The sequence below is a fragment of the Streptomyces sp. NPDC002476 genome, from assembly GCF_042889785.1.
GTDB lineage: Bacteria > Actinomycetota > Actinomycetes > Streptomycetales > Streptomycetaceae > Streptomyces.
The window spans coordinates 23,725-35,736 of sequence record NZ_JBIARH010000014.1 but is presented as its reverse complement, the minus strand read 5'-3'; the positions used below and the strand labels follow the sequence as shown (position 1 = coordinate 35,736).

At 71.1% G+C, this 12,012-nt stretch carries 11 protein-coding genes; 10 read left to right on the top strand and 1 reads right to left on the bottom strand.

Going from position 1 to position 12,012, the window contains the following annotated elements:
- Window positions 1-17 precede the first annotated feature (17 nt).
- Entirely contained in the window at window positions 18-584 is a 567-nt protein-coding gene (gene efp, locus ACFYXM_RS17985) for an elongation factor P (protein ID WP_073787608.1), read from the top strand.
- 2 nt (window positions 585-586) lie between these two features.
- Window positions 587-1,018, top strand: coding sequence for a transcription antitermination factor NusB (gene nusB, locus ACFYXM_RS17980; protein WP_362028043.1), 432 nt, complete (start codon window positions 587-589; stop codon window positions 1,016-1,018).
- A gap of 260 nt (window positions 1,019-1,278) precedes the next feature.
- Here nusB and bldD read toward each other — a convergent pair whose 3' ends face one another.
- On the bottom strand, window positions 1,279-1,779 hold the full coding sequence (bldD, locus tag ACFYXM_RS17975; protein WP_030355502.1) for a transcriptional regulator BldD: 501 nt from the start codon (window positions 1,777-1,779) through the stop codon (window positions 1,279-1,281).
- 221 nt (window positions 1,780-2,000) lie between these two features.
- Here bldD and pyrR point away from each other — a divergent pair, with 221 nt between their 5' ends.
- The 8 genes from pyrR (at window position 2,001) to pyrF (ending at window position 11,997) form a co-directional block, all read left to right on the top strand.
- Complete coding sequence (pyrR, locus tag ACFYXM_RS17970) at window positions 2,001-2,585, top strand: bifunctional pyr operon transcriptional regulator/uracil phosphoribosyltransferase PyrR (protein WP_389290334.1); 585 nt, start codon at window positions 2,001-2,003, stop codon at window positions 2,583-2,585.
- A gap of 92 nt (window positions 2,586-2,677) precedes the next feature.
- Window positions 2,678-3,679, top strand: a complete 1,002-nt coding sequence (locus ACFYXM_RS17965; RefSeq protein WP_389290332.1) for an aspartate carbamoyltransferase catalytic subunit — start codon at window positions 2,678-2,680, stop codon at window positions 3,677-3,679.
- Between the two features lie 2 nt (window positions 3,680-3,681).
- A complete protein-coding gene (locus ACFYXM_RS17960; protein ID WP_389290330.1) occupies window positions 3,682-4,968 on the top strand; it encodes a dihydroorotase in 1,287 nt (428 codons plus the stop codon).
- Window positions 4,965-5,546: a hypothetical protein gene (locus tag ACFYXM_RS17955; RefSeq protein WP_389290329.1), complete on the top strand. Its 582-nt coding sequence runs from the start codon at window positions 4,965-4,967 to the stop codon at window positions 5,544-5,546. Before ACFYXM_RS17960 ends, ACFYXM_RS17955 begins: the two co-directional genes overlap by 4 nt.
- Window positions 5,543-6,697: a glutamine-hydrolyzing carbamoyl-phosphate synthase small subunit gene (gene carA / locus ACFYXM_RS17950; protein WP_389290327.1), complete on the top strand. Its 1,155-nt coding sequence runs from the start codon at window positions 5,543-5,545 to the stop codon at window positions 6,695-6,697. Before ACFYXM_RS17955 ends, carA begins: the two co-directional genes overlap by 4 nt.
- A complete protein-coding gene (carB, locus tag ACFYXM_RS17945; protein WP_389290326.1) occupies window positions 6,690-9,998 on the top strand; it encodes a carbamoyl-phosphate synthase large subunit in 3,309 nt (1,102 codons plus the stop codon). Before carA ends, carB begins: the two co-directional genes overlap by 8 nt.
- 53 nt (window positions 9,999-10,051) lie before the next feature.
- On the top strand, window positions 10,052-11,161 hold the full coding sequence (locus tag ACFYXM_RS17940) for a quinone-dependent dihydroorotate dehydrogenase (protein ID WP_389290324.1): 1,110 nt from the start codon (window positions 10,052-10,054) through the stop codon (window positions 11,159-11,161).
- Window positions 11,158-11,997 (top strand): orotidine-5'-phosphate decarboxylase, encoded by an 840-nt coding sequence (gene pyrF, locus ACFYXM_RS17935; protein WP_389290322.1) that lies wholly within the window; start codon window positions 11,158-11,160, stop codon window positions 11,995-11,997. The genes ACFYXM_RS17940 and pyrF overlap by 4 nt, the downstream gene beginning before the upstream one ends.
- The last annotated feature ends 15 nt before the right edge of the window (window positions 11,998-12,012 follow it).

Here is a 12,012-nt window from a genome sequence, read left to right as displayed (position 1 = left end):
CAGGAGATTCCGCAACCGTGGCTTCCACGAACGACCTCAAGAACGGCCTGGTGCTCAAGCTCGACGGAGGCCAGCTCTGGTCCGTCGTCGAGTTCCAGCACGTCAAGCCCGGCAAGGGCCCGGCCTTCGTGCGCACCAAGCTCAAGAACGTGCTCTCCGGCAAGACCGTCGACAAGACGTTCAACGCCGGCGTGAAGGTCGAGACGGCCACCATCGACCGCAGCGACATGCAGTTCTCGTACATGGACGGCGACTACTTCGTCTTCATGGACATGGACACGTACGACCAGCTCATGGTCGACCGCAAGGCTGTCGGCGACGCCGCCAACTATCTGATCGAGGGCTTCACCGCCACCGTCGCCCAGCACGAGGGCGAGGTGCTCTACGTCGAGCTGCCCGCCGCCGTCGAGCTGACCGTCCAGCACACCGAGCCGGGCGTCCAGGGCGACCGCTCCACCGGTGGCACCAAGCCCGCCACGCTGGAGACCGGCTACGAGATCGGTGTCCCGCTCTTCATCACCACGGGAGAGAAGATCAAGGTCGACACCCGCACGGGCGACTACCTCGGCCGGGTGAACAGCTGACCGTGGCTGCCCGGACCAAGGCCCGCAAGCGCGCCTTCCAGATCCTCTTCGAGGCCGACCAGCGCGGCACATCCGTGCAGACCGTCCTCGCGGACTGGGTGCGGCACGCGCGGGCCGACCACCGCCAGCCGCCGGTCACCGAGTACACGATGGAGCTCGTCGAGGGGTACGCGCGGCACGCGGACCGCATCGACGAACTCATCGTGACCTACGCGGTGGACTGGGAGATCGACCGCATGCCGGTCGTCGACCGGAACATCCTGCGGCTCGGCGCGTACGAGCTGATATGGGTCGACGAGACCCCGGACGCTGTGGTGATCGACGAGGCGGTCCAGCTCGCCAAGGAGTTCTCCACCGACGAGTCCCCGTCCTTCGTGAACGGGCTGCTGGCCCGCTTCAAGGACCTCAAGCCGAACCTCCGCCGGGCGCAGTAGCCCCGCGAGACGTTCTTCGGCGGTCGTGGAGCCCGCGGTCGGACTGGCCGCGGGCTCCACGACGTCCGGCGGGCCTGCCGCGACCCGACGGAGGCCCGCCGCGCCGCCCCCCGTGCAGGCCCCCGCCGGGGACCCGTCGGCGCGGGCGGGGGAGTCCGCCGTACAGGCCCCGCACGGGACGAAAAAGCCGTGCCGACCGGACACCCGGGAAGGGGATGCCCGCGTCGGCACGGCGACACGTTTCTTCGGGGGGAGGGGTCTCAGCCCTCCTCGTGGGCGACGGCGCGGCGCGCGTCCGCGTCGAGCACACCCCAGCTGATCAGCTGCTCCGTGAGCACGGACGGCGACTGGTCGTAGATCACGGCCAGAGTGCGCAGGTCGTCCTGGCGGATCGAGAGCACCTTGCCGTTGTAGTCACCGCGCTGGCTCTGGATCGTCGCGGCGTAGCGCTGGAGCGGTCCGGCCTTCTCCTGCGGGACGTGGGCGAGGCGCTCCAGGTCCAGGACGAGCTTCGGCGGCGGCTCGGCGGCTCCGCCGGGCGTCGTGCCGGGCAGGAGCTCCTGCACCGGGACCCCGTAGAAGTCCGCGAGCTCGGCGAGGCGCTGCACGGTCACGGCGCGGTCACCGCGCTCGTACGAACCGACCACGACGGCCTTCCAGCGGCCCTGCGACTTCTCCTCCACGCCGTGGAGGGAGAGGCCCTGCTGGGTGCGGATGGCGCGGAGTTTGGCCCCGAGCTGTTTTGCGTATTCGCTGGACATAAGGCTCCCCGGACGCTGGAACAATGCGCGGCTCCGCCGCGTTGCTGGTAACTCACTGTGAGGTTACGCAGCGTTACTTGGCTGCGTCAAGCCGAACGGTCCGGACCGACACCCGCGGGGGGTGCGATCGGAGCCCGGCACAAGCCCTGCTACCGTGGATGACGCAAATTCGACGTCCTTTAAAGTCCGTCCCGTGAGGCGGAGAAGGAGGTCCGTTTCTTATGGACGCACAGCATGAACCCCCCGGCAATGCGGCACGCCCCGTTCTGGAGGCCCCCGACATCTCCCGGGCACTGACCCGCATCGCCCACGAGATCGTCGAACGCGCCAAGGGCGCCGACGACGTGGTGCTCCTCGGCATCCCGACACGCGGCGTCTTCATCGCCCGACGACTGGCCGAAAAGCTTCAGGAGATCACCGGCCGGAAGATGCCGGTCGGCTCCCTCGACATCACCATGTACCGCGACGACCTGCGGCTGCGCCCGGCGCGCGCCCTGGCCCGCACCGAGATCCCCGGCGAGGGCGTCGAGGGCCGTCTGGTGGTCCTGGTGGACGACGTCCTCTTCTCGGGCCGCACGATCCGCGCCGCGCTCGACGCGCTGGGCGACATCGGCCGCCCCCGCGCCGTGCAGCTCGCGGTCCTCGTCGACCGGGGACACCGGGAACTCCCGATCCGCGCCGACTACGTCGGAAAGAACCTCCCCACGTCGCTGCGGGAGACGGTCAAGGTCCAGCTCGCCGAGGAGGACGGCCGTGACGCCGTGCTGCTCGGTGTCCAGCGGGCCGTCCCGGCCGGCGAGCAGTAGCCGCACTTCACCCGTACGGAGGAACCCGAGCCCGTGCGGCTGCTTCCGCACGCCCGCATGCCTGAACCCTCCCTCTCTCGGAGAACACCCAGATGAAGCGCCACCTCATCTCGGCCGCCGACCTCACCCGCGACGACGCCATCCTGATCCTCGACACCGCCGAGGAGATGGCCCGGGTCGCCGACCGGCCGATCAAGAAGCTCCCCACCCTGCGCGGCCGTACCGTCGTCAACCTCTTCTTCGAGGACTCGACGCGTACCCGCATCTCCTTCGAGGCCGCCGCCAAGCGCCTCTCCGCGGACGTCATCAACTTCTCCGCGAAGGGCTCGTCCGTCTCGAAGGGCGAATCGCTCAAGGACACCGCGCTGACCCTGGAGGCGATGGGCGCCGACGCCGTCGTCATCCGGCACGGCGCCTCCGGCGCCCCGTACCGGCTCGCCACCTCCGGCTGGATCGACGGTGCCGTCGTCAACGCGGGCGACGGCACCCACGAGCACCCCACCCAGGCCCTCCTGGACGCCTTCACGATGCGTCGCCGCCTCGTCGGCGCCGACAGCGGCCTGGGCCGGGACCTGGAAGGCCGCCGGATCACGATCGTCGGCGACATCCTGCACAGCCGGGTCGCCCGCTCCAACGTCCACCTGCTGAACACGCTCGGCGCGCACGTCACGCTCGTCGCCCCGCCGACGCTCGTCCCGGTCGGTGTCGAGCAGTGGCCGTGCGAGGTCAGCTACGGCCTCGACGAGGTGCTGCCGAAGTCCGACGCGGTGATGATGCTGAGGGTGCAGCGCGAACGGATGAACGCCGCGTACTTTCCGACCGAGCGCGAGTACTCCCGCCGCTACGGCCTGGACGCCGACCGCATGGCGAGGATGCCCGGGCACGCCGTCGTCATGCACCCCGGCCCGATGGTCCGGGGCATGGAGATCACCGCGGAGGTCGCCGACTCCGACCGCTGCACGGCCGTCGAACAGGTCGCCAACGGCGTCTCGATCCGCATGGCCGTCCTCTACCTGCTGCTGGGCGGCGCGGAGCCCGCCGCCCCGGCCACCCCGTCGCCCGACGCCCCCGCCCGTACCGAGGAGAACCAGTGACCATGAGCAAGACCCTTATCCGCGGTGCGAAGATCCTCGGCGGCGGGGCCCAGGACGTCCTGATCGACGGCGAGACCATCGCCGCGGTCGGCACCGGTCTCGACGCCGGGGACGCGGCCGTCGTCGACGCGGCCGGCCGGATTCTGCTGCCCGGCCTGGTCGACCTCCACACCCACCTGCGCGAGCCCGGCCGCGAGGACTCCGAGACCGTCCTCACCGGCACGAAGGCCGCGGCCGTCGGCGGCTTCACCGCCGTGCACGCCATGGCGAACACCTTCCCGGTCGCCGACACCGCCGGCGTCGTCGAGCAGGTCTGGCGGCTCGGCAGGGAGTCGGGCTACTGCGACGTGCAGCCCGTCGGCGCCGTCACCGTCGGCCTGGAGGGCAAGAAGCTGGCCGAGCTCGGTGCCATGCACGACTCGGCCGCCGGGGTGAAGGTCTTCTCCGACGACGGCAAGTGCGTCGACGACGCGGTGATCATGCGCCGCGCGCTGGAGTACGTGAAGGCGTTCGACGGGGTCGTCGCCCAGCACGCCCAGGAACCCCGGCTCACCGAGGGCGCCCAGATGAACGAGGGCGTCGTCTCCGCGGAACTCGGCCTCGGCGGCTGGCCCGCCGTCGCGGAGGAATCGATCATCGCCCGCGACGTCCTGCTCGCCGCCCACGTCGGCTCCCGGGTGCACATCTGCCACCTGTCGACCGCCGGGTCCGTCGAGATCGTCCGCTGGGCCAAGTCCAAGGGCTGGGACGTCACTGCCGAGGTCACCCCGCACCACCTGCTCCTGACCGACGAGCTCGTACGGACCTACGACCCGGTCTACAAGGTGAACCCGCCGCTGCGCACCGAGGCCGACGTCACGGCCCTGCGCGAGGCGCTGGCCGACGGCACCATCGACTGCGTCGCCACCGACCACGCCCCGCACCCGCACGAGGACAAGGACTGCGAGTGGGCCGCCGCGGCCATGGGCATGGTGGGCCTGGAGACCGCGCTCTCCGTCGTCCAGCAGACCATGGTGGACACCGGGCTGCTGGACTGGGCGGGCGTCGCGGACCGGATGTCGTTCCGCCCGGCGGCCATCGGCCGGCTCGACGGACACGGCCGTCCCGTCTCGGTCGGTGAGCCCGCCAACCTCACCCTGGTCGATCCGGCATACCGTGGTGTGGTGGACCCCGCGGGCTTCGCCTCCCGCAGCCGCAACAGCCCCTACGAGGGGCGCGAGCTGCCGGGCCGAGTCACTCACACCTTCCTGCGGGGCCGTGCCACGGTCGTCGACGGGAAGCTCGCGTGACATCACTCACCCCCCTGTACCTCCAGCTCGCCGCCGAGCAGAAGTCGGCCGAAGTGACCGACTGGGCCGAGCGCATCAGCTGGGTCGTCGGACTGCTCGTGTTCGTCGCCTTCGTCTACTGGCTGATGCGCCAGGGATGGAAGTGGCGCGGCAGCCTCCAGTCCGATCTGCCGGAACTCCCGACCACGCCGGAAGGGTTCGCGGACGACGGGAAGACGCTGACGCTGACCGGCCGGTACCACGCCTCGACGACCGCCGGGCAGTGGCTCGACCGGATCGTCGCCCACGGCCTCGGCACCCGCAGCCGGGTCGAGCTCACCCTGACCGACCAGGGCCTGGACGTCGTGCGCCCCGGCGCGGCCGACTTCTTCGTCCCGGCCGCCGCGCTGCGCGGGGCCCGGCTCGACAAGGGCATCGCGGGCAAGGTCCTCCCCGAGGGCGGCCTGCTGATCATCACCTGGGCGCACGGCGACAAGCTGATCGACTCCGGATTCCGCTCCGACCGCTCGGCCGAGCACCCGGCCTGGGTCGAGGCCATCGAACAACTCACCAGCACTACGGAAGGCACCGCACGATGACGACCTCCGCCCGGGGAGCCGGCAGGGCTCCCGCCGTACTCGTCCTGGAGGACGGCCGCACCTTCCGCGGCCGTGCCTACGGGGCCGTGGGGGAGACCTTCGGCGAAGCGGTGTTCTCCACCGGCATGACCGGTTACCAGGAGACGCTGACCGACCCCTCCTACCACCGCCAGGTCGTCGTGATGACCGCCCCGCACGTCGGCAACACCGGCGTCAACGACGAGGACCCCGAGTCGAAGCGGATCTGGGTCTCCGGCTACGTCGTCCGCGACCCCGCCCGGGTGCCCTCCAACTGGCGCGCCCGGCGCTCGCTCGACGAGGAACTGGAGAGCCAGGGCGTCGTCGGCATCAGCGGCGTCGACACCCGCGCCCTCACCCGTCACCTGCGCGAGCGCGGGGCCATGCGCGTCGGCATCTTCTCCGGCGACGCGCTGGCCGACGAGGCCGCGCTCCTGGCCCGCGTGCAGCAGGCGCCGCAGATGGTGGGCGCCGATCTCTCCGCCGAGGTCGCCACGAAGGAGACGTACGTCGTCCCCGCGATCGGCACGAAGAAGTTCACCGTCGCCGCGATCGACCTCGGCATCAAGGGCATGACCCCGCACCGGATGGCCGAGCGCGGCATCGAGGTGCACGTGCTGCCCGCCACCGCCACGCTGGAGGACGTGTACGCGGTCGAGCCCGACGGCGTGTTCTTCTCCAACGGTCCCGGCGACCCGGCCACCGCCGACCACCCGGTCTCCGTCATGCGAGGCGTCCTGGAGCGTGGTACTCCGCTCTTCGGGATCTGCTTCGGCAACCAGATCCTGGGCCGCGCCCTCGGCTTCGGCACCTACAAGCTGAAGTACGGGCACCGCGGGATCAACCAGCCCGTGCAGGGCCGCGACGCCAGCGGCAATTGGGGCAAGGTCGAGGTCACCGCGCACAACCACGGCTTTGCAGTCGACGCCCCGCTCGACAAGGTCACCGACACGGAGTTCGGCCGCGTCGAGGTCTCCCACGTCTGCCTGAACGACCAGGTCGTCGAGGGGCTCCGGCTCCTCGACCGGCCCGCCTTCAGCGTCCAGTACCACCCCGAGGCGGCCGCGGGCCCGCACGACGCCGCGTACCTCTTCGACCGTTTCGTCTCCCTGATGGAGGGCCGGCGTGCCTAAGCGCTCCGACATCCAGTCCGTCCTGGTCATCGGCTCCGGCCCGATCGTCATCGGCCAGGCCGCCGAGTTCGACTACTCCGGCACCCAGGCGTGCCGCGTGCTCAAGGCCGAGGGCCTGCGCGTCGTCCTGGTCAACTCCAACCCGGCCACGATCATGACCGACCCGGAGATCGCCGACGCCACGTACGTCGAGCCGATCACCCCCGAGTTCGTCGAGAAGATCATCGCCAAGGAGCGCCCCGACGCGCTCCTGCCCACCCTGGGCGGCCAGACCGCGCTCAACACCGCGATCTCCATGCACGAGAACGGTGTCCTGGAGAAGTACGGCGTCGAGCTGATCGGCGCCAACGTCGAGGCCATCCACAAGGGCGAGGACCGCGACCTCTTCAAGGCCGTCGTCGAGGCGGTCCGCGCCAAGACCGGCCACGGCGAGTCCGCCCGCTCGGTCATCTGCCACTCCATGGACGAAGTGCTCGCGGGCGTCGACACGCTCGGCGGCTACCCCGTGGTCGTGCGCCCCTCCTTCACCATGGGCGGCGCCGGCTCCGGCTTCGCGCACGACGAGGACGAGCTGCGCCGCATCGCCGGCCAGGGCCTGACGCTCTCCCCGACCACCGAGGTGCTCCTGGAGGAGTCCATCCTCGGCTGGAAGGAGTACGAGCTGGAACTGATGCGCGACAGGAACGACAACGTCGTGGTCGTCTGCTCCATCGAGAACTTCGACCCGATGGGCGTCCACACCGGTGACTCGATCACCGTCGCCCCCGCGATGACGCTCACCGACCGCGAGTACCAGCGGCTGCGCGACATCGGCATCGCGATCATCCGCGAGGTCGGCGTCGACACCGGCGGCTGCAACATCCAGTTCGCCGTCGATCCGGTCGACGGCCGGATCATCGTCATCGAGATGAACCCGCGGGTCTCCCGCTCCTCGGCGCTCGCCTCGAAGGCCACCGGCTTCCCGATCGCCAAGATCGCCGCCAAGCTGGCCGTCGGCTACACGCTCGACGAGATCCCCAACGACATCACCGAGCAGACCCCGGCCTCCTTCGAGCCGACGCTCGACTACGTCGTGGTCAAGGCCCCCCGGTTCGCCTTCGAGAAGTTCCCCTCCGCCGACTCCACCCTCACCACCACCATGAAGTCGGTCGGCGAGGCCATGGCGATCGGCCGCAACTTCACCGAGGCGCTCCAGAAGGCGCTGCGCTCCCTGGAGAAGAAGGGATCGCAGTTCTCCTTCACCGGCGACCTCGGCGACAAGGACGAACTGCTCGCCGCGGCGGTCCGCCCGACCGACGGCCGGATCAACACCGTCATGCGCGCGATCCGGGCCGGTGCCACCCAGAAGGAGGTCTTCGAGGCCACCAGGATCGACCCCTGGTTCGTCGACCAGCTCTTCCTGATCAAGGAGATCGCCGACGAGCTGGCCGCCGCCGACGAACTCGTCCCCGAACTGCTCGCGGAGGCCAAGCGGCACGGCTTCTCCGACCAGCAGATCGGCGAGATCCGCGGGCTGCGCGAGGACGTGGTCCGCGAGGTGCGGCACGCGCTGGGCGTGCGCCCGGTGTACAAGACGGTCGACACCTGCGCCGCCGAGTTCGCGGCGAGGACGCCGTACTTCTACTCGTCCTACGACGAGGAGACCGAGGTCGCACCGCGCGAGAAGCCCGCGGTCATCATCCTCGGCTCCGGCCCGAACCGCATCGGCCAGGGCATCGAGTTCGACTACTCCTGCGTCCACGCCTCCTTCGCACTGAGCGACGCGGGCTACGAGACCGTGATGGTCAACTGCAACCCGGAGACCGTCTCCACCGACTACGACACCTCCGACCGCCTGTACTTCGAGCCGCTGACGCTGGAGGACGTGCTGGAGATCGTGCACGCGGAAACGCTCGCGGGCCCGGTCGCCGGTGTCGTCGTCCAGCTCGGAGGCCAGACCCCGCTCGGTCTGTCGCAGGCGCTCAAGGACAACGGCGTCCCCGTCGTCGGCACGCCCCCGGAGGCCATCCACGCCGCCGAGGACCGCGGCGCCTTCGGCCGCGTCCTGGCCGAGGCCGGGCTGCCCGCGCCGAAGCACGGCACCGCCACCACCTTCGGCGAGGCCAAGGCCATCGCCGACGAGATCGGCTACCCCGTCCTCGTGCGCCCGTCGTACGTGCTCGGCGGGCGCGGCATGGAGATCGTCTACGACGAGACCCGGCTCTCCGCGTACATCGCCGAGTCCACCGAGATCAGCCCCACCCGGCCGGTCCTGGTCGACCGCTTCCTCGACGACGCGGTCGAGATCGACGTCGACGCGCTCTACGACGGCACCGAGCTCTACCTCGGCGGCGTCATGGAGCACATCGAGGAGGCCGGCATCCACTCCGGCGACTCCGCCTGCGCGCTGCCCCCGATCACCCTCGGCGGCTTCGACATCAAGCGGCTGCGGGCCTCCACCGAGGGCATCGCCAAGGGCGTCGGCGTCCGCGGACTGATCAACATCCAGTTCGCGCTCTCCGGCGACATCCTGTACGTCCTGGAGGCCAACCCGCGCGCCTCGCGCACCGTCCCCTTCACCTCGAAGGCGACCGCCGTCCCGCTCGCCAAGGCCGCCGCCCGGATCTCCCTGGGCGCGACCATCGCCGAACTGCGCGCGGAGGGCCTGCTCCCGGCGCACGGCGACGGCGGCACCCTGCCGCTCGACGCCCCGATCTCCGTCAAGGAGGCCGTCCTGCCGTGGTCGCGCTTCCGCGACATCCACGGCCGCGGCGTCGACACCGTCCTCGGCCCGGAGATGCGCTCCACCGGCGAGGTCATGGGCATCGACTCGGCCTTCGGCACGGCGTACGCCAAGTCGCAGTCCGGCGCCTACGGGCCTCTGCCCACCAAGGGCCGCGCGTTCATCTCGGTGGCCAACCGCGACAAGCGCTCGATGATCTTCCCGGCGCGGGAACTCGTCGCCCACGGCTTCGAGCTGCTCGCCACCTCCGGCACCGCCGAGGTCCTCAAGCGCAACGGCATCAACGCCACCGTCGTGCGCAAGCAGTCCGAGGGCACCGGTCCGCAGGGCGAGCGCACCATCGTCCAGCTGATCCACGACGGCGAGGTCGACCTGATCGTCAACACGCCGTACGGCACCGGCGGCCGGCTCGACGGCTACGAGATCCGCACCGCCGCCGTGGCCCGGTCCGTGCCGTGCCTGACGACGGTCCAGGCGCTCGCAGCCGCCGTCCAGGGCATCGACGCGCTCACCCACGGAGACGTCGGCGTCCGCTCCCTCCAGGAACACGCGGAACACCTGATCGCCGCCCGCGACTAGCCGAAGGGGGGACACCGGAAACGGTGTCCCCCCTCTCCATGAGGACACCTCCGATGTACAAACTCTTCTTCCAGCTGTTCTTCAAACGGACGGACACGGAGCGGGCGCACCACCTGGCCTTCGGCTGGATCCGCCTCGCGGCCCGCGTCCCCGTGCTGCGCACCTTCGTCGCCGCCGTGCTCGCCCCCCGGTACAAGGAGCTGCGCACGGAGGCGTTCGGCCTGCGGATGCACGGCCCGTTCGGCCTCGCCGCCGGCTTCGACAAGAACGCCGTCGGGATCGACGGCATGGCGATGCTCGGCTTCGACCACGTCGAGATCGGCACGGTCACCGGCGAACCGCAGCCCGGCAACCCCAAGAAGCGTCTCTTCCGCCTCGTCGCGGACCGCGCGCTGATCAACCGCATGGGCTTCAACAACGAGGGCTCCGCGGCGGTGGCCCGACGGCTCGCGGCCCGCACCCCGGTCTTCCGGACCACGGTCGGGGTCAACATCGGCAAGACGAAGGTCGTGCCGGAGGCCGAGGCGGTCGGCGACTACGTGAAGTCCACCGAACGGCTCGCCGCCCACGCCGACTACCTCGTCGTCAACGTCTCCTCGCCCAACACGCCCGGCCTGCGCAACCTCCAGGCCACCGAGGCGCTGCGCCCCCTGCTCGCCGCCGTGCGCGAGGCGGCCGACCGCACCGTCACCGGACGGCGCGTCCCGCTGCTGGTCAAGATCGCCCCGGACCTCGCGGACGAGGACATCGACGCGGTCGCCGACCTCGCGGTCGAGCTGGGTCTCGACGGCGTCATCGCCACCAACACCACCATCGCCCGGGACGGTCTCGGTCTGAAGTCCCCGAGCGCTCTCACCGGCGAGACCGGCGGACTGTCCGGCGCGCCCCTCAAGGCGCGCTCCCTGGAGGTCCTGAGCCGCCTGTACGCGCGGGTCGGGGACCGGATCACTCTGGTCGGCGTCGGGGGCGTCGAGAACGCCGAGGACGCCTGGCAGCGCATCCTCGCAGGCGCCACGCTCGTCCAGGGGTACAGCGCCTTCATCTACGAGGGCCCGTTCTACGCCCGGGCGATCCACAAGGGCCTGGCCGCGCGCCTGGCCGCCTCCCCGTACACCACCCTCGCCGAGGCCGTCGGCGCGGAGACCAGGAAGGCCACGGCATGACCCGGGAAACGTTCGGCGCGCGTCTGCGCCACGCCATGGACACTCGCGGGCCGCTCTGTGTCGGCATCGACCCGCACGCCTCGCTGCTCACTGCCTGGGGCCTGGGCGACGACGTCGCGGGCCTGGAGCGGTTCACGCGCACCGTCGTCGAGGCGCTGGCCGACCGCGTGGCGGTCCTCAAGCCGCAGTCGGCGTTCTTCGAGCGCTTCGGCTCGCGCGGCATCGCGGTCCTGGAGAAGGCCGTCGAGGAGGCACGCGCGGCCGGCGCGCTGGTCCTGATGGATGCCAAGCGCGGCGACATCGGCTCGACCATGGGCGCCTACGCGGCGACCTACCTGGACCCCGGCTCCCCGCTGTTCTCGGACGCCGTCACCGTCTCGCCGTACCTGGGCTTCGGCTCGCTGCGTCCGGCGCTCGACGCGGCGGTCCTGTCCGGCTCGGGCGTCTTCGTGCTCGCCCTCACCTCCAACCCCGAGGGGGCCGAGGTGCAGCGCGCCACCGCCGCCGACGGCCGCTCGCTGGCCCAGGTGATGCTCGACCACCTGGCCGCCGAGAACGAGGGGGCCCGGCCGCTCGGTTCCGTCGGCGCGGTGGTCGGCGCCACGCTCGGCGACTCGGGCGTGGACCTCGCCGTCAACGGTCCGCTGCTCGCGCCGGGCATCGGGGCCCAGGGGGCGACCCCCGCGGATCTCCCCGGCGTCTTCGGGGACGCGGTGGGCAACGTGCTGCCCAGTGTGAGCCGCGGCGTGCTGAGCCGGGGGCCGCACGCGGCGAGGCTGCGCGACGTCGCCGAACGGCTGACGGACGAGGTCCGGACGGCCGTCGCGGGCGCATGACCGTGCTGGATGTCA